The 18,425-nt window shown below is 66.4% G+C and carries 12 protein-coding genes and 1 pseudogene; 7 read left to right on the top strand and 6 right to left on the bottom strand.

The features are described 5' to 3' along the window. Positions 1-15: 15 nt before the first annotated feature. Positions 16-591 (bottom strand): glycosyltransferase family protein, encoded by a 576-nt coding sequence (locus D6B98_RS28925; protein WP_126260439.1) that lies wholly within the window; start codon positions 589-591, stop codon positions 16-18. A 327-nt stretch (positions 592-918) separates the two neighbouring features. On the opposite strand from D6B98_RS28925, the pseudogene D6B98_RS28920 reads away from it, so the two are divergent. Beyond that, positions 919-1,757: pseudogene (locus D6B98_RS28920) on the top strand (RMD1 family protein). Here D6B98_RS28920 and D6B98_RS28915 read toward each other — a convergent pair. The 4 genes from D6B98_RS28915 to D6B98_RS28900 all read right to left on the bottom strand — a co-directional run bounded on the left by D6B98_RS28915 (position 1,751) and on the right by D6B98_RS28900 (position 8,990). Further along, a complete protein-coding gene (locus D6B98_RS28915; RefSeq protein WP_126260438.1) occupies positions 1,751-3,361 on the bottom strand; it encodes a PEP/pyruvate-binding domain-containing protein in 1,611 nt (536 codons plus the stop codon). The pseudogene D6B98_RS28920 and the gene D6B98_RS28915 sit on opposite strands and share 7 nt — an antisense overlap. Positions 3,362-3,371: 10 nt before the next feature. After that, positions 3,372-5,300, bottom strand: coding sequence for a hypothetical protein (locus D6B98_RS28910; RefSeq protein WP_126260437.1), 1,929 nt, complete (start codon positions 5,298-5,300; stop codon positions 3,372-3,374). 82 nt (positions 5,301-5,382) lie between these two features. After that, positions 5,383-6,573: an acetate/propionate family kinase gene (locus D6B98_RS28905; protein ID WP_126260436.1), complete on the bottom strand. Its 1,191-nt coding sequence runs from the start codon at positions 6,571-6,573 to the stop codon at positions 5,383-5,385. A gap of 2 nt (positions 6,574-6,575) precedes the next feature. Beyond that, positions 6,576-8,990, bottom strand: coding sequence for a phosphoketolase family protein (locus D6B98_RS28900; RefSeq protein WP_164718936.1), 2,415 nt, complete (start codon positions 8,988-8,990; stop codon positions 6,576-6,578). Positions 8,991-9,209: 219 nt separating this feature from the next. Between D6B98_RS28900 and D6B98_RS28895 the strand changes: the two genes are divergently transcribed. The 4 genes from D6B98_RS28895 (at position 9,210) to D6B98_RS28880 (ending at position 13,550) form a co-directional block, all read left to right on the top strand. Continuing rightward, positions 9,210-10,376: a PA0069 family radical SAM protein gene (locus tag D6B98_RS28895; protein WP_126260434.1), complete on the top strand. Its 1,167-nt coding sequence runs from the start codon at positions 9,210-9,212 to the stop codon at positions 10,374-10,376. Positions 10,377-10,398: 22 nt separating this feature from the next. Beyond that, positions 10,399-10,854: a VOC family protein gene (locus D6B98_RS28890; protein WP_126260433.1), complete on the top strand. Its 456-nt coding sequence runs from the start codon at positions 10,399-10,401 to the stop codon at positions 10,852-10,854. Positions 10,855-10,925: 71 nt separating this feature from the next. After that, the gene (rnhB, locus tag D6B98_RS28885; protein ID WP_126260432.1) at positions 10,926-11,780 is read left to right on the top strand and encodes a ribonuclease HII; all 855 of its coding nucleotides are present in this window, start codon (positions 10,926-10,928) and stop codon (positions 11,778-11,780) included. Positions 11,781-12,041: 261 nt separating this feature from the next. Next, positions 12,042-13,550 carry a glycosyltransferase family 39 protein gene (locus D6B98_RS28880; RefSeq protein ID WP_126260431.1) on the top strand — a complete coding sequence of 503 codons (1,509 nt, stop codon included), beginning with the start codon at positions 12,042-12,044 and terminating at the stop codon, positions 13,548-13,550. Positions 13,551-13,693: 143 nt separating this feature from the next. Here D6B98_RS28880 and D6B98_RS28875 read toward each other — a convergent pair whose 3' ends face one another. Further along, the gene (locus D6B98_RS28875) at positions 13,694-14,509 is read right to left on the bottom strand and encodes a uracil-DNA glycosylase (RefSeq protein ID WP_126260430.1); all 816 of its coding nucleotides are present in this window, start codon (positions 14,507-14,509) and stop codon (positions 13,694-13,696) included. A gap of 136 nt (positions 14,510-14,645) precedes the next feature. Here D6B98_RS28875 and D6B98_RS28870 point away from each other — a divergent pair, with 136 nt between their 5' ends. Both D6B98_RS28870 and D6B98_RS28865 read left to right on the top strand, forming a co-directional pair. Next, complete coding sequence (locus D6B98_RS28870) at positions 14,646-16,307, top strand: electron transfer flavoprotein-ubiquinone oxidoreductase (RefSeq protein WP_126260429.1); 1,662 nt, start codon at positions 14,646-14,648, stop codon at positions 16,305-16,307. 305 nt (positions 16,308-16,612) lie between these two features. After that, positions 16,613-18,409, top strand: coding sequence for a tetratricopeptide repeat protein (locus D6B98_RS28865; RefSeq protein ID WP_126260428.1), 1,797 nt, complete (start codon positions 16,613-16,615; stop codon positions 18,407-18,409). The last annotated feature ends 16 nt before the right edge of the window (positions 18,410-18,425 follow it).

The raw sequence follows: 18,425 nt of genomic DNA, 5'->3' as shown, positions 1-18,425 counted from the left end.
AAGTATTAGCTCATCTCAGCCGATCATGACGATGCGGCTGCGCAGCATGGTGCGGGACGAGCGGCCGAGCCGCCGGAGCAGCTGTGCCTGGGAACGTCGGGCCTGCGGCGGGTAGCCGCCGATCCGGTCGTAATGAGCACGGGCAATCAGAAGTCCCTGGTCGCCGAGCGGGCCAATCAGCCCGCGTGCCGCGGCCCGGAGGATATCGCGCAATCCGGTATCTGCATAAGGCGAGCGCGCATAGCGGAACACTGCGGCCCGATCCCGTCCGCTGGTCGCAACGGCCTGGATGAACTGGGTGGTCTCATCGATCCAGCCGGTTTCCAGCACGGCGCCGGCGGGCAGGAACATCAACCAGGGCGAACGCGCCTGGAGCGCGCCGGCGGCGAGCGCGGCGCCCCGCGAGGTCCCCTCGAAGCCGACGAAACGGCAGCCTGCGACGTCGGCAACGCGCTCGATCACGCCGTTGCGCGTGCCGTCGACCAGGAGCACTTCCCGGACGACACCGGCGGCGGCGCCGGGCACCAGCGCGGCCAATGTCGCCACCGCCGTCTGCTCGACGCCTTCGGTCGGAATGATGACGCTCAGCATGATTGAGGCTTCAATGTCCGCACTTCGGGAGAAGCGTAGCTCGTTATGATGCTGTCATAAACCGGTCGCGTTGCCGAGTGCAACTTTCGGGCGGCGCTTCGGCGTGCGATGGTAAACCGCAGCCAGTCATCGTGGCCAAATCGGTCACGCGCGGGCAGGTGATATTGCCGAATGTTTCGGCACAAGTTCATCCCGACGTTATTAACCCGAAGTTTCATGGCAACACTTCGCTGCGTGCGGGCAGTCGGCCTCTCGCAGACAAGGACGAAGCTCGCCAGATGAGGTCGAACGGAAAATGTGCGATCCTGGTGCCGGGAGAGGCCTCACATGAACGCCGATCAACTCGCCGCTGGCATGGCGCCAGCATCGCCGAAGCAGGAGGCTGCGCCGAGCTTGCGGATCCGGGCGCTGATGCTGGGGGACCGCATCAATGCTTCCGGCCTGGAAATCGGGACGCTGGTCTCTTCCACGCCGGCGGCCTTCCGGGTCCATGCCGGTCTGGCCGTGATCTTCCGCTACGGCGTCGTGGTGCTGATCGGCCTGCTGCCGTCGGAAGAGAAGGCTCTCATCGACAACCTGAAGTCACGCGTGACCGGAGAGCTCAGCCCCTACGAAGAAGAGATCGCGCAGGCCCAGCTCTGCAGCGATGAGGCCGCCGAGGCGATCCAGCCGGGCGGGCCGATCTGCCTTGCCAAATTCTCCGACGACCGGCTGTTGCTGGTTGCCGATGCGCTCGCCAAGAGCACGTCGCTGGCGCGCGACGAGCGCCGCGTCGCGGCGGTCTTCGATGTGATCGAGCCCTTTGCGCGGGAGCTCGCCGAACGCGGCCGCACGCCGCAACGGCGCAAGGGCATCCTGCAATTGATCGGCAACGCATTGCTGGTGCAGCAGCGCGTCGCCGGCCGCGTCGCGATCGCCGAGAAGCCCGACGTGCTCTGGGAGAAGCCCGAGCTCGACCGGCTCTATTCCCGGCTCGAGGACGAGTACGAGCTGAAGGAGCGCCTCGACACGCTCGAGCGCAAGCTCACCGCGGTGTCGGAGACCGCAACGCGCTCACCGACATCATCGACACCCAGCGCTCGCTCCGCCTGGAGATTGCTGTCGTGGTGCTGATCCTGATCGAGGTCGCGATGGGGAGTTTCCAACTCCTGACCGGCACTCACTGAGGCGCGGCGGCGAGCTGGTCATGTCGGCCGGATTGCGCCCTCCAGGCGGCGATCTCGGCGAGCTCGGCTTCGGGCCGTGTCCGAATCGTCTCGCAGCGTCCGAGATAGAGCTCTCCGGCGTCGCCCTCGATCGTCATCCACTCGCCTTCGGCAAAGCTGACTTGGCCGAGCTGGGCCTGCCGCGCGACGGGATCGATCTTCAGCTCACGGCAGCCGACCACGCAGGGCTTGCCCATCTGCCGCGCCACCAGGGCTGCATGCGAGGTGCGCGCACCGACAGCCGTGACGATGCCGGCGGCCAGGGCGAATCCCGCGACATCGGCGGTGCTGGTATCGGGACGCAGCAGGATGACCGGCTCGCCCGCGGCTGACAGGCGCTGAGCGCTTTCGGACGAGAACGCCGCCCGTCCAATCCCGATGCCGCCGGACGCGCCGATGCCCCTCGTTGCGGGTTTGCCTGAGGAAACCAAGCGGGTTTCGGTGAGCGAGGCGAGATCGATCTCCGCGATCCGTTCCAATGCCTCGTCTTTCGAGATCAGCTCTTCATGAACGAAGTCGATCGCGATCCTGACGGCGGCCCGCGGCGTGCGCTTGGCCGCCCGGGTCTGGAGAATCCAGAGCTTGCCGTTCTCGACCGTGAACTCGACATCCTGCGCGTCGGCGAACGCGCGCTCGAGTTGCCTCAGGATATCGCCAAGCTCCGATTCCAGTTTCGGCAACTCGCGGGCGATGGCCTCGGTCGTATCGGGTGCGCGCCTTCCGGAAACGACGTCTTCGCCCTGCGCATCGAGCACGAGGTCGATCATCGGACGCCGCGCGCCCGTCGACGGATCGCGCGAGAATGCCACGCCCGCGCCGGAGGCAAGACCGCCATTGCCGAACACCATCGCCTGCACGGTCACGGCGGTACCCTCGAGCGTTTCGAGGTGCTGGAGGCTCCGATAAGTCTGCGCGCGCTCGCTCGTCCAGGAGCGATAAACAGCTTGGGCTGCCGCCTCCAACTGCGCGAAGGCATCCTCCAGCGAGCCGTCGGTGTGGTCCTCGATCAGCGCCTGCTCGCGGCCGGCGAGCCGCTCGAGCGCTTCGCTGTCGAGCTCGCGGTCGCTGCCGGCGCATTCGGCTGCGACGAGTTCTGAGATGCGCGCGGCAAACCCGGCCTGGTCGAGCCCGAGCACGGTCTCGCCAAAGCTCTCCAGGAAACGGCGCCGGCAATCCCAGGCGAGCCGCGGCCGGCCGGTCGCACGGATCAGGCCATGCACGGCATCGGACGTGCAGCCGACATTGAGAACGGTGTCGAGCATGCCCGGCATCGATCGCGCCGCACCCGAGCGCACCGACACCAGCAGCGGCTGCCGGCGGTCGCCAAAGCGCCTTCCGGTCGCGCTCTCCAGGAACGAGATTCCCTCCTCCAGGCCGTCGCGCAGGTGTCGCGTGGCGTGCGCGTGGCCGGCAATGATGGCGGCGCAGAGCTTGACCGGGAGCACGAAGGCAGGCGGCACCGGCAGGCCCAGTGCCGCCATGCGGGCGAGGTTGGCGGCCTTGGCGCCGATCTCTTCGGCAGGCCGCAATTCGGAGGCTTCACCGCCGATACGCACGATATGCATGGTGGTTCCCTCAAGCTGCAAGATCGATCATGATGTGGCGGCGGAGCAGATGACCGAACGCGGCGAAGCGATCGGTGGCGCGCTCGACGGCGCGGGCGAGCTCGATCACCGACAGCGAGGTCGCGACGTCGAAGCCGCCACGGAAGACGAGTGCGGTCGTGGCGCGTTCGCGGCTGTCGGCGGCGTGTTCGGCGTCGATCAGGCGGGTCACGGCGGAGAGCGCGTCCTCCGAATCGGCGCGTCGTCCCTCCGGCACGTCGATCGCAGCGGCGACGCCGCTCGCGGCGATTTCGGTCGCAGTCTCTGCCACCGTGCAAAGCTCGGCCAGCGATGTCAGCAGGGATGGATCGGTCCTTTCCGGCATCAGCGAGGCGATGAAAGCGGCCTGCTCCAATTCGTCGACGGCTTCCTCGGCGCGATCGATCAACTGGCCGATCAGCGGACGCGCATTGAGGCGGTCGACCTCGTTGCGGCTCTCGAACGCGATTCTGTCGGCCTTTTGCTCGATCACGCCGCAGCGCTGCGTCAGCAGGGTGCCGTCGGCAGGCTGACCGGCTCGCAACGCGGCGATATGGCGCGAGATCGCCGCGACGAGATCGTGGGCGAGGCCGATCTGACGCAGGACCGCCGCCAGCAATGCCCCATCGACGCGATCCAGGTGCCGCATCAGATCGGCTTCGATCTGGTCGCGCACCGTCCTGACCGAGCGGCCGGCGAGCAGTGCCTCGGTGGAGGCGCGCAGAGACGCCTTCAGAAAATCGATTGCCGCGTTGCGGCCGAGCGCCTGGTCGAGCCGCTCACCGAAGCCGATCCGCGTGGGGGCGGCGTTCCGGACCGCAGAGCCCAGCAGTTCGTTGCCGCCGAGCTCGAGGAAGCCGCGGTGGCCGATCCGCTGACGCGCGGCCCATTCCAGGATGCGTGCCGCGTCCTCCTTGGCAACCCAGGTCCTGAGCAGTTTGCGCGCCTTGTTCCAGTCAATCAGGAAGACCAGCGCGGCACCGAGTGCGGAGAGGAATTCGTTGCGATCGGCGGCGTGTCCGGACTGATACTGCCCGGTCACCAGATAGAAGGAATTGTCCTCGCCGAGGCCTGCGGCGGTGTGACGATCGAGCCCGCTCCAGGTCGCCTCGAAGTTCTCGAACAGCGAGATGAAGAACTTCGCGCGTGCCAAATGCACGTCGGTGTAGGTGACCGTGACCGCGTTCTTCTTCACTGCGATGACGACGACATGGGCGTCCGTGGTGCCGATGTCGTTCTGGATCAGCAGCCGACTGTCGGCGCGTGTCGCCATGGTGTCGAGGCCCGGATGATTGAACTTGAGGCCGCGCGTCGCGTTCAGGCCCTTCATGAAGGCAGCAACCGCCGGCCGGTCGTCGCCGTGCAGACCGAAGACATGGGCGCCGTCGAGGGTTTCTTCCGAGCAGCTCGTCGCCAGCTTGTTGAGTTGCTTGTGCAGATCCATCACGAGGCGATGCAGACTGTCGCCGCCAGCGTCGGCAACGCCGGTCAGTCGCACGATGTGGGACATCGCGATCTCGTCGGCGGGGTCGAGCAGGCCGGCCGCGCGGATCGTGTCGAGGCGCGCCTGCGCTCTCTCGCCTTCGTTGGCCGCGCCGGCGCCTACGGCGCGGATCATGGTCGCTGCATCTTCCGCAATCTCCTGCATCAGCTGCGCGAGATCGGGAGCCGCGAGCCGGCCCGGCCCGATCAGACGGGCGCCGCCGATCAGCGCCGCGATCGCCGCGGGCGCGATGCCCGCAGTCTGACTCTCCACGCCAAGGTCGCTCGCGGGTCGACCCGGCTCCTGCGCATGCTGGGCAGCCGCCTGCAGTGCGCTCATCCGCACCTTGATGCGGTCGTTGGCGGCGAGCCCTTCCGCCACCAGCGCGGGCAACAGGATGCCGCCTTGTCCGAGCTCTTCGATGATATGGGTCTTCATGATCTGTCCGCTCGAGGATTGCTCCGAGCCTTATGCCGCGAAACCGCGACGGCCTCATTGCGGCAGATCATTCATAAAAATGTCACGTGGCGCCGCGGCTGCGGATCAGCGCCGCACAATGTCGCGCAATAATCATCTCTTCATCCGTCGGGATGACGAACACATCGACAGCACTTCCGCCGGCGCCGATCCGCTCGCGCGCGTCGTCATTCGCCGCAGCATCGATGCGCACGCCGAGCCAGCCGAGCCGCTCGCAGATCGCGCTGCGTATCTCCTTGGCGTGCTCGCCGATGCCGCCGGTGAAGACCAGGCAGTCGAGGCCGCCGAGTGTTGTGGCCATCATCGCGATCTGCTGCGCCGCGCGAAGAGTGAAGAGCTCGACCGCCTCCCGCGCCCCGACCTCGCCGCTCGCCAGCAGCGTTCGCATGTCCGCGGAGATGCCGGAGACGCCGAGCAGGCCGGACTCGTGATAGAGCAGGTGCTGGATCTCGTCGGCCGACATCTTCTCGTGCTGTTGCAGATAATGCAGCACGCCGGGGTCGATGCTGCCGCAGCGGGTGCCCATCACGAGGCCGTCGAGCGGCGTCAGTCCCATCGTAGTGTCGATGCTGCGGCCGTGGTGCAACGCGCACAGGCTGGCGCCATTGCCGAGATGCGCGATGACGCTGCGCTTGGCGATGAGCTCCGGTGCAATCGCGGCGAGGCGGCCCGTGACGTATTCGAAGGAGAGGCCGTGAAAGCCGTAACGTCGGACGCCACGCTGCTCATAGCGCCGCGGAATCGCGAAACGGCGCGCGGGCGGCGCGAGGCCGTGGTGGAAGGCGGTGTCGAAGCAGGCGATCTGCGTCAGCGCAGGCCGGATCGCCGCAAGCGCGCGAACCGGCGCGAGGCAACGCGGCTGGTGCAGCGGCGCCAGCGGCGTCAATGCGGCCAGCGTCGCGGTGACGTCGTCCGTCAGCACCACCGGGCCCGAATAATCCGGCCCGCCGTGGACGATACGGTGGCCGACCGCGCGCAGGCTGTGGGCGCCGAACCTCTCCTCGATGAAGGCGAGCACGTCGGCGAACAAATGGCCGCCGCCGGCATCCGGCGCTTCCCTCCGTGTCGCGAACAGGTCGTCGCCCGCCGGGCTCTTCACCGCGAGGCGCGGTCTTGCCTCGTGCTCGTCGAGCAGGCCCTTGCAGAGCAGGACGGGCTCAGCCGCCGAGATGTCGAACAGGCCGAACTTGATGCTCGACGATCCCGAGTTGAGGACGAGGACCATGTCCGACATGGCTAGTCGCCGGCTTCGGCAGGCGTGTTGCCGCCGGAGCTGTTGGGCCAGACCCAGTCGCGGATCTCCGGCATGTCCTCGCCGTGCTCGCGCACATAGCGGGAATGCTCGATCAGCTTGTCGCGGAATTGCTGCTTGGCCTGCGCAGCCTTGGCCGCGAGTCCGGGCACGCGTTCGATCGCCTCGATCGCGAGGTGGTAGCGGTCGAGCTCGTTGAGCACGACCATGTCGAACGGCGTCGTCGTGGTGCCTTCCTCGGCAAAGCCGCGCACATGCATGCCGGCATGGTTGGTGCGGTTATAGGTCAGCCGGTGGATCAGGTAGGGATAGCCGTGATAGGCGAAGATGACAGGCTTGTCGCGCGTGAACAGGCTGTCGAAGTCGCGGTCGGACAGGCCGTGCGGATGCTGATCCTTCGGCTGCAGCGTCATGAGGTCGACGACGTTGATGACGCGGATCTTCAGATCCGGCAGTGCCTTTCGCAACAGGTCGACTGCGGCGAGCGTCTCCAGCGTCGGAACATCGCCGGCGCAGGCCATCACCACGTCGGGCTCGCCCGTCGCCTGTTCCGTGCCCGCCCAGGTCCAGATGCCGATTCCGGCGTCGCAATGCGTCGCTGCTTCCTGCATCGATAGCCATTGCGGCGCCGGCTGCTTGCCGGCGACGATGACGTTGATGCGGTTGTAGGTGCGCAGGCAGTGGTCGGCGATCCACAGCAGCGTGTTGGCGTCGGGCGGGAAGTAGATGCGGACGATGTCGGCCTTCTTGTTGGCGACGAGATCGACGAAGCCGGGGTCCTGATGGCTGAAGCCGTTGTGGTCCTGACGCCAGACATGCGAGGTCAGGAGGTAATTCAGCGAGGCGATCGGGCGCCGCCACGGCAACTCGCGCGTGACCTTCAGCCATTTGGCGTGCTGGTTGAACATGGAATCGACGATATGGATGAAGGCCTCGTAGCACGAGAAGAAGCCGTGCCTGCCGGTGAGCAGATAGCCCTCGAGCCAGCCCTGGCAGAGATGCTCGCTCAGCACCTCCATGACGCGGCCATCCTGCGCCAGATGCACGTCGTAAGATTCGATCGGTTCCATCCAGACGCGCTCGGTCGCCTCGAACACCGCGTCCAACCGGTTTGACGCGGTCTCGTCCGGGCCCATGATGCGGAAGTTGCGCTCCGTCGCGTTGAGGCGGATGACGTCGCGCAGGAATTTGCCGAGCTCGCGCGTCGCTTCGGCCACGACGCCGCCGGGCTGCGGCACCTCGATCGCGAAGCGGTGGAAGTCCGGCAGCTTCAGTTCTTTCTTCAGCAGGCCGCCATTGGCGTGCGGGTTGGCGCCCATGCGGCGGTCGCCGCGAGGCGCGAGCGCCTGAAGCTCGGGAACGAGGGCGCCGCTGGCGTCGAACAGCTTTTCGGGCTCGTAGCTGCGCATCCAGTCTTCGAGCACTTTCAAGTGCGCCGGGTTCTCGCGGCAGCCGGCGACGGGGACCTGATGCGCGCGCCAAAAGCCCTCGACCTTCTTGCCGTCGACCTCCTTCGGACCGGTCCAGCCCTTCGGGCTGCGCAGCACGACCATCGGCCAGCGCGGCCGCTCGACGCTGCTGCGCCCGTCGCGTGCGTGCTGCTGGATCGAACGGATGCTGGCGAGCGCGACGTCGAGCGCGTCCGCCATGGCCTGGTGCATCAATTTGGGATCGTCACCCTCGACGAACAGCGGCTCGTGGCCGAAACCGCGAAAGAGATCGCGGATTTCCGCATCTCGCATCCGGCCCAGCACGGTCGGATTGGCGATCTTGTAGCCGTTGAGATGCAGGATCGGCAGCACCGCGCCGTCATGGGCCGGGTTCAGGAACTTGTTGGAGTGCCAGGACGCAGCCAGCGGGCCGGTCTCGGCCTCGCCGTCGCCGATGACGCAGGCGACGATCAAATCAGGGTTGTCGAAGGCCGCGCCGTAGGCGTGCACCAGCGCGTAGCCGAGTTCGCCGCCCTCGTGGATCGAGCCCGGCGTCTCCGGCGCCGCATGGCTCGGGATGCCGCCGGGAAAGGAGAACTGCCTGAACAGCTTGCGCATACCGTCCGCATCGCGGGCGATCTCGGGATAGAGCTCGCTGTAGCTGCCTTCCAGATAGGTGTTGGCGACCATGCCCGGCCCGCCATGGCCGGGGCCGCAGACATAGATCACGTCGAGATCAAGCGCGCGGATCACGCGGTTGAGATGGGCATAGATGAAGTTCAGGCCGGGCGTCGTGCCCCAATGGCCGAGCAGGCGCGGCTTGATGTGGTCGGCCCGCAACGGCTCGCGCAGCAGTGGATTGTCGAGCAGATAGATTTGCCCGACGGAGAGGTAGTTGGCGGCGCGCCAATAGCGATCAAGGAGATCGAGATTGCTGCTCGCGGCAGCTGATTGTTGTTGATTTGTCATGTTCTTGCCGATTGTTGCCGAGCTACGCCCCGCGATCGTCACCAACATTGTTCCGGCGCGATCGATCCCTGTCCGGCATCAAACGGGATCGTTGCGACAGGCTTGTTGCGTGAGGTCAAGAGAAAGCGCCCGAAATTTGGGCGGCAGCTTTGCATGGGGTTGTTTTCCATTTTTCATCTGTGTTCTTGATTTGTTCCTTTGGCGTGCTATCTTGGGTTCATGAGTCCAGCAGCATCCTCTCATGCTCTCAAGCACCCGCCGGTCAAGGCGCCCTCCGAGCCGGCGGGTGCGGACTCTGATTTTCCCGAACTCGGCGTCGCCATCGACCGCGCCCGCCGGCGAGGGCGAGGGGCGCAGTCCAACGCCAGCGGCCGCTACGAGGCCGAGGCGCGCGTCGCTTTCGACGACGGCTGGCAGAGCCTGGAAGAGCTGCCGCCGTTCAAGACCACGGTCGCAGTCGACACGTCGCGCAAGGTGATCACCCGTAATGACTCACCCGACATCGGCTTCGACCGCTCGATCAATCCCTATCGCGGCTGCGAGCACGGCTGTGTCTACTGCTTCGCCCGGCCGACCCACGCCTATCTCGGCCTGTCGCCGGGCCTCGATTTCGAATCGAAGCTGTTTGCGAAACCCGAGGCGCCTTCGCTGCTCGAGAAGGAGCTCGCCGCGGCCGGCTACGAGCCGCGCATGATCGCGATCGGCACCAACACCGATCCCTATCAGCCGATCGAGCGCGAGCACAAGATCATGCGCGGCATCCTCGAGGTGCTGGAACGTGCCGGCCATCCCGTCGGCATCGTGACCAAATCGGCGCTGGTGCTGCGCGATATCGACATTCTCGCGCGGATGGCCAAGCGCAACCTCGCCAAGGTCGCGATCTCCGTGACCTCGCTCGATCCGAAACTGGCCCGCACCATGGAGCCGCGCGCCGCGACGCCGCCGAAGCGGCTGGAGGCGCTGAAGCAGCTCTCAGATGCCGGCATTCCGACCACCGTGATGGTGGCGCCGGTGATCCCTGCGCTGAACGATTGCGAGATCGAGCGCGTTCTCGATGCCGCCGCCCATGCCGGCGTCAAGGAAGCCTCCTATGTGCTGCTGCGGCTGCCGCTGGAGGTGCGCGATCTCTTCCGCGAATGGCTGATGGCGAACTATCCGGACCGCTACCGCCACGTCTTCACCTTGATCCGCGACATGCGCGGCGGGCGCGACTACGATGCGAAATGGGGCGAGCGGATGAAGGGCACCGGACCGATGGCCTGGACCATCGGCCGCCGCTTCGAGATCGCCTGCGAGCGGCTCGGCCTGAACAAGCGCCGCTCCAAGCTGACGACGGATCACTTTGCGCGGCCGAAGCGGAACGGCGATCAGCTCAGCCTGTTCTGATCGGGAACGGAAGAGGCGTCGTATGCTCAAGGAACTCAACGCGCCGGTGCCGCGGCTCACAGTCATCACACTCGGCGTCAGCGACATCCGCGCCAGCATCGCTTTTTACGACGCGCTCGGTTTCTCGCGCCGGCTGAAGGCGACCGGCGAGGCGGTTGCGTTCTACGATACCGGTGGTCCCGTGCTCGCCTTGTATCGCTGGGATCAGCTTGCGGCCGACGCGGGGCTGCCGGACCAGCCGAGGCCGCAGGCCTTCCGCGGCATGACGCTCGCCTGGAACTGTCGGACCCGTGAGGAGGTCGATGCGGTGATGGCCTTCGCGCTCGGCAAGGGGGCGAAGCTGGTGAAGGCCGCGCACGAGACCGATTACGGCGGCTATTGCGGTTATTTCGCCGACCCTGACGGCCATCCCTGGGAGGTCGTGGTCGCGCCCGGCATCGATGTCGGCGACGACCGGCGGGTGCATCTGGCGGAGTAGGGGCCTGAATAGCGGGAATTGTGCGAGGTTCCCGGTTGCGCAGGCCGGGCCCCTTGCGCACGATCCCGGCCATGATTCGGGACAAGTCCGCGACCAAGCCGGCCAAAGACGCGCCTAAGAAGGCTGCTGCGAACAAGGCAGCGCCTGCCAAGGTGAAAACGGCTGCGCCCCAAGCAATGGCCGCTCCCGCCGGCAAGAAAGCTATCATTGCCGTCGCCCCCCCGAGCTTTCGCCGCGAGCGCGCGCTGATCAAGCGCGGGGTCTGGCCGGTCGCCGGCTGCGACGAGGCCGGTCGCGGACCGCTGGCAGGCCCCGTGGTGGCGGCTGCCGTGATTCTCGACCCCGACCGCATCCCGCGCGGCATCGACGATTCCAAGCGCCTGACGGCCGAGGAGCGCGAAAAGCTGTTCGACAAGATCTGCGCCACCGCGCAGGTCTCGGTTGCCGTTGCCTCGCCCTCGCGAATCGATCGCGACAACATCCTGCGCGCCTCGCTGTGGGCGCTGAAGCGCGCCGTGGTGGCGCTGCCGGAGGCGCCCAGGCATGTCTTCGTCGACGGCCGCGACCGGCTCGACACGGAATGCGACTGTGAGGCCGTGATCGGCGGCGACGGCATCGTGCTGTCGATCGCCGCGGCCTCCATCATCGCCAAGGTGACGCGTGACCGCCTGATGTGCGCGCTGGCGCAGGACTGTCCCGGCTACGGCTTCGAGCAGCACAAGGGCTATGCCGTCCCCGAGCACCTCGACGCGCTCGACCGCCTCGGCCCCACCATCCACCACCGCAGCTTCTTTGCCCCGGTCGCGGCCGCGCGCGCCAAGCATATGCCCTGGACCGTCGAGCCGGTGCGAGACCTGTTCTCGGTGACCGAGGTCGAGGTGCAGGTGGACGCGAGCGTTGAGATCGACGTCTCGGCAGGCCTTTAGCATTCCTCTCTCGCGGCGGCGCCTCTCCCCGCTTGCGCGGAGAGGCCGGATTGCATCGAAGATGCAATCCGGGTGAGGGGGACTCTCCGCGAGTCCAACTCGTACTGTCTTTGCGGATGCAGCCCCTCACCCCACCTTCTCCGCGTAAGAACGGGGAGAGCGAGCACACCGAAGTTGCCACGACCGGCGACGCCCCTTATCAAAGTAGTCGTGAGCGAATAGGGCCGGCTGGACGGGTTGGCTGCATCTTTCGGGCGTTGCATGCGGTTTACCTCCCTGGTCATCGAGCTCATTCGCGCCCGGCCGCGGCTGATCGTCTGGATCGCCGTGCTGCTGCAGGCTTTGATGTGGCTGTTCGTGGCGCTGGTGTTCTACCGCAGCCCGCCCGGCACGCTGGCGACGCTGCTGGCTTTCGGACGCGAATACCAGGTCGGCACCGACCTCGGGCCGCCCTTGCCGGTCTGGCTCGCCGACATCGCCTATCGCGCCGCCGGTGGCCACATGTTCGGCGTCTATGTGCTGGCCGAGCTCTGCGAGATCGCGACTTTCATCGCGCTCTATCATCTGTCCCGCGCCGTGGTCGGCTCGCAGCAGGCGGTGCTCAGCGTGTTGCTGACCATGACGGTGCTCGCCTTCTCCTCCTCGGCGCTCGACTTCGGACCCCTCGTGCTGGCCCGGCCGCTGTGGGCGCTGCTGCTGCTGCACTCCTGGCAGATCATCGGCCAGCGCCGCGGCAATGCCTGGTTCGCCTGGTCGATCGAGGCCGGCCTGTTGCTGCTGACGACGCCCGCGGCGATCTTCCTGCTGCTGCTGCTCGTCGTGTTCGCGGTCTCGACCGGCGGCGGCCGCCGGACGCTGCGCGCGCTCGATCCGCTGTTCGCGCTGATCGTCGTCGCGGTGCTGGCGCTGCCCTATGCGGTCTGGCTGATGCGGGCGGAGACGCTTGCGATGCCGGCCCTGCCGCAAGTTGCGGAGTTGAGTGCCCGCGCCCTGCATGCGGCCTGGCTGCTCGGCGGCCTCGTGCTCGGGGCCGCCGCGATCCCGGCGCTGACCTTCCTCAACACCGGACTGTTTGCCGGCAAGGGCGAGGAGCCGCCGATCATCTACCGGCCGCCGGTCGACCCGCTGGCGCGCAACTTCGTCTATTTCTTCGCACTCGCCCCGGTGCTGGGCGGGGTGCTGATCTCCGGCCTGCTCGGGCTCGAATACGTCGTCGGCGGCGCCGGCGTCGTCCTCGTCACGTCCGGGCTGGCCGTGGTGGTCGCGGCCGGCGATCTCATTGCGATGCGCCGCGCGCGGATGCTGCGCATGGTGTGGGCCGCGGCCGTCGTGGCCCCGGCCATCGGCGTCGTCCTGGGCGTCCTGCTCCTGCCCTGGACCGGCACGGGCGAGATCGCGACCTCGATGCCCGCGCGCGCAATCTCGGACTTCTTCGACGACAGCTTTGCCCGCCGCACCAACCATCGCCTGCGCGCCGTTGCGGGCGAGACACAGCTTGCGAGCCTGATCACGCTGCATTCCGGTCGTCCGCATCTTTTCATCGACGCCGACCCTGCGCGCACGCCGTGGATGAATCAGGCCAAATTCAACGAGACCGGCGGCGTCGTGGTCTGGCGCGCCTCCGACACCGCCGGCACGCCGCCGCCGGACATTCTCAAACGCTTTCCCGGCATCGTGCCGGAAGTGCCGCGTGCGTTCGAATGGCTGGTGACCGGACGCCAGCAGCTGCTGCGCATCGGCTGGGCCATCGTGCGGCCGAAGGGGACGTAGGGGAGGGTCATTCCGGGGCGCGGCGAAGCCGCGAGCCCGGAATCCATTCATCCATTAGCTCTGCCGCTCGATGGATTCTCAGGTGCGCAATTGCGCACCATAGCTCTCGCTTCGCGAGCCCCGGAATGACGGCGTGGGTGTAGTTACACCGCGCCTTCCGCCAGCACCTTGGCGATCGCACGCAGATCCTGCCACGCCAGCCGTTTGTAGGACGGCGAGCGGAGCAGATAGGCGGGATGGAACGTCGGCAGCGCCCGGATGGTGCGCGCCCCTGTCTCGTAGTCGAACCAGCGTCCGCGGGTGCGCATGATGCCCTCGCGCGTTCCCAGCAACGTCTGCGTCGAGGGGTTACCGAGCGTCACCAGCACATCCGGATTCACCAGCTCGATATGGCGCTGGATGAATGGCAGGCAGATCTGCGTCTCCTGCGGCGTCGGCGTGCGGTTGCCGGGCGGCCGCCACGGAATCACGTTGGCGATGTAGGCGGTGCTGCGGTTGAGGCCGATGGCGCCGATCATGAGATCGAGCAGCTTGCCGCTGCGCCCGACGAAGGGCAGGCCCTCGATGTCCTCGTCGCGGCCCGGCGCCTCGCCGACGAACATGATGCGCGCCTGCGGGTTGCCGTCGGCGAACACCAGCCGCGTCGCGGTGTGCTTCAGCGCGCAGCCCTCGAAATTCTGCATCAGCTCGCGCAGCGCCTCCAGCGTCGGCGCGGTGCGTGCAGCCTCGCGCGCGGAGGCGATGGCGACGTCGGGAGCAGGCGCGGCCTCGCCGCGCATCACCGCCGGCGCGGCGAGCGGCCGCGGCACCTCGATCGCAGCTGCCGCGCGCGGGGCCGCGGGCGGAGCATCCAATTCCGCCAGGCGGTCGATCGGTTCCTCGGCGAGCGCGCAATCGACACCGGCCTCCAGATAGAAGGCAAGAAGCTCTCGGACGGTGGGTGCGGGTTCGGGGATCATCTGGAAAGTCAGACTTTTATATCAGTTTGGGGCGCCTTGCATCCCAGCGAAATGCATTTCCGCTGTTGTCCTGCCCGGAAAAATCGGAAACAAGGGGGCGCAAACGACCGAGGACCGTCTCAAGGGCTGAGATCAGATGAGCACCGAAGAACTTCCCCCGCGCGAATCCATGGAATTCGACGTCGTCATCGTCGGCGCCGGCCCCTCGGGTCTGTCGGCCGCGATCCGGCTGAAGCAGCTCAACGCCGATCTCAACGTCGTCGTGGTGGAGAAGGGCTCCGAGGTCGGCGCGCATATTCTCTCCGGTGCAGTGATCGATCCGGCCGGGCTCGACAAGCTGATCCCGGACTGGCGCGAGGATCCCGATTGCTCGCTCAAGACTGAGGTCAAGGACGACCGCTTCTTCTGGTTCACCGAGACCAGCGCGATCAAGCTGCCGAACTTCATCATGCCGCCGCTGATGAACAACCATCACTGCTATATCGGCTCGCTCGGCAATGTCTGCCGCTGGCTGGCGCGGAAGGCCGAGGCGCTTGGCGTCGAGATCTATCCGGGCTTTGCCGCAGCCGAGGTGCTCTATGACGAGGCGGGCAACGTCAGGGGTATCGCCACCGGCGACATGGGTATCGGCCGTGACGGCAAGCCGAAGGACTCCTTCACCCGCGGCATGGAATTGCTCGGCAAGTACACGCTGTTCGCGGAAGGCGCCCGCGGCAGCCTGTCCAAGCAGCTCATCGCGAAATACGCGCTCGACGCCAAGAGCGAGCCGCCGAAATTCGGCATCGGCCTCAAGGAGGTCTGGCAGATCGATCCGGCCAAGCACCAGAAGGGTCTGGTCCAGCATGCGGTCGGCTGGCCGCTGAAGAACGATACCGGTGGCGGCCTGTTCTTCTACCATTACGACGAGAACCTGGTGTCGATCGGCTTTGTCGTCCATCTCAACTACAACGATCCCTATCTGTCGCCGTTCGACGAATTCCAGCGCGTCAAGAACCATCCCGCGGTGCGGGCCACGCTCGAAGGCGGCAAGCGGCTGGCCTATGGCGCCCGCGCCATCACCGAAGGTGGCTACCAGTCGGTGCCGCGGCTTAGCTTCCCCGGTGGCGCGCTGATCGGCTGCGCCGCCGGCTTCGTCAACGTGCCGCGCATCAAGGGCGTGCACAATGCGATGGGCACCGGCATGCTCGCCGCCGAGCATGTCAATGCCGCACTTGCTGCGGGCCGCGCCAACGACGAGCTCGTCGAATACGAGAACGCGTGGCGCGACTCCGTCGTCGGCAAGGACCTTTACCCGGTACGCAACGCCAAGCCGCTCTTGTCGAAGTTCGGCACCTTCATCGGCGCCGGCCTCGGCATCTTCGACATGTGGTGCAACACGCTGTTCGGCGCCTCGCTGTTCGGCACCCAGTCACATGCCAAGCAAGACCGCGCCACGCTCGAGCCGGCGAAGAGCCACGCCCCGAAGAACTACCCGAAGCCGGATGGCAAGATCTCCTTCGACAAGCTGTCCTCCGTGTTCCTGTCCAACACCAACCATGAGGAGGACCAGCCGGTCCATCTGAAGGTCACGGACATGAACCTGCAGAAGGCTTCCGAGCACGACGTCTTCGCCGGTCCTTCGAATCGCTATTGCCCCGCCGGCGTCTATGAGTGGATCGAGGAGGGATCGGGTCCGCGTTTCCAGATCAACGCTCAGAACTGCGTCCACTGCAAAACCTGCGACGTGAAGGATCCCAACGGTAACATCACCTGGGTTCCCCCGGAGGGCGGCGGCGGCCCGAACTACGAGGCGATGTAAGGGCGACGAAGCAAGCGGGTCTGATCACGGAGTGATCCGACGCACGTTCGCGTGAGCACGGGGGCGCGACGACGGGTCGCGGCCACGATAAGGCCATAGTAGCGGCGTCTTGGGGCTGCTCCTGACCGGTGACTTGGCCGATTTGGGCCTTTCGGAGGCGGGCGTCAGGTCCGAATCCTTGCGGCGAAGCGCCAAAAGCGGCATTGTCGGCCCAACGGTTCCGGGTCCGGATGCCTCCGGCCGCCTTCGCATGCGATACGGCCCTTTGCTGCAACCCAGGCACTACCAACTCAAGGCGAGCCCTGATGTTTTCAAATCGTTTCAACCGCTGGACTGTTGCCGCCATTGCCCTCATGGGCACAGCGATCGCGACCGTCCCCGGCAGGGTGCTGGCGCAGACGCCGGACCATCCGTCCGACTCGGCGGCGCAGTTTCCGACCCGAAACGATCTGAAGTCGCTGACCGGTGCCGGCAGCTATCTCGCCGCCCGTCACGCCAGCGTCGAGCGCGACGCGGCTTCCGCTGCCGCATTCTACCGTTCGGCCCTGCGCACCGATCCGAAGAACAATGAGCTGCTCGACCGCGCCTTCATCTCGTCGGTCGCCGACGGTGACATCGACGAAGCGGTCAAGCTCGCCGAGCGCATCCTCACCATCGACAAGACCAACCGCGTCGCGCGTCTCGTCGTCGGCGTCCACGATCTCAAGGTGAAGAAGTACGCGGCCGCGCAGACCAACATCAACCAGTCGATCCGCGGTCCGATCACCGATCTCGTCGCCACGCTGCTGTCGGGATGGGCCGCCTATGGTGCGGGCGATGCCAAGGGCGGTGTCGCCACCATCGACAAGCTGGCAGGTCCGGAATGGTATCCGCTGTTCAAGGATCTTCACGCCGGCATGATCCTCGAACTCTCCGGCAAGGAGAAGGACGCCGGCACGCGCTTCGAGCGCGCCTACAAGCTCGACGATTCCATGCTGCGCGTGACCGAGGCCTATGGCCGCTGGCTGTCGCGCAACAAGGACTCGGCTGCCGCGACCAATGTCTATCAGGCCTTCGACAAGAAGCTCGCGCGCCATCCGCTGATCCAGGAAGGCCTGCGCGAAACCAGGGCCGGCAAGAAGATGCCGCCGCTGGTCGATTCCGCGCAGGCCGGCGCCGCCGAAGCGCTCTACGGCATCGGCGCCACGCTGACCCGCCGCGGCGGCGAGGATCTGGCGCTGGTCTATCTCCAGCTCTCGCTCTACCTGCAGCCGACGCATCCGCTGGCGCTGCTCTCGCTCGCCGATCTCTATGAATCGGTGAAGCGGCCGCAGATGGCGATCAAGGTCTATGAGCGCGTGCCCGCGACCTCGCCGCTCAAGCGCAACGCGCAGATTCAGCTGGCCATCGATCTCGATTCCGCCGACCGCACGGAAGAGGCGATCAAGATCCTCAAGGGCGTCACTGCGGAGGATGCCAAGGATCTCGAAGCCATCATGGCGCTCGGCAACATCGAGCGCGGCCGCAAGAAGTTCGGCGACTGCGGCGCGACCTATTCGCGGGGCATCGACGTGCTGCCGGCCGGCAACGACAAGGCCAACAGCGTCTGGTACTATTACCGCGGCATCTGCCAGGAGCGCTCCAAGCAGTGGGCCAAGGCCGAGGTCGACATGAAGAAGGCGCTCGAGCTGCAGCCCGACCAGCCGCACGTCCTCAACTATCTCGGCTATTCCTGGATCGACCAGGGCGTGAACCTCGACGAAGGCATGAAGATGATCAAGCGCGCCGTCGAGCAGCGTCCCGACGACGGCTACATCGTCGATTCCCTCGGCTGGGCCTATTACCGCATCGGCAATTACGACGAGGCGGTGAAGAACCTCGAGCGCGCGATCGACCTCAAGCCCGAGGATCCCACCATCAACGACCATCTCGGCGACGCCTATTGGCGCGTCGGCCGCACGCTCGAAGCCAAATTCCAGTGGTCGCACGCCCGCGATCTCAAGCCCGAGCCGGAAGAGCTGCCGAAGATCGAGGCCAAGATCGCCAATGGTCTCGCCGACGACAATTCGAACTCTTCGGCCGCGCAGGCGGACAAGAAGAAGGACGACGGTAGGGGCGGCTAGTCTGAGCGAAGTTGGG

Origin of the sequence: Bradyrhizobium sp. LVM 105, from assembly GCF_003957705.1 — a bacterium.
GTDB lineage: Bacteria > Pseudomonadota > Alphaproteobacteria > Rhizobiales > Xanthobacteraceae > Bradyrhizobium > Bradyrhizobium frederickii.
The sequence above is the reverse complement of the archived record's forward strand: the minus strand, read 5'-3'. Positions and strand labels throughout refer to the sequence as shown.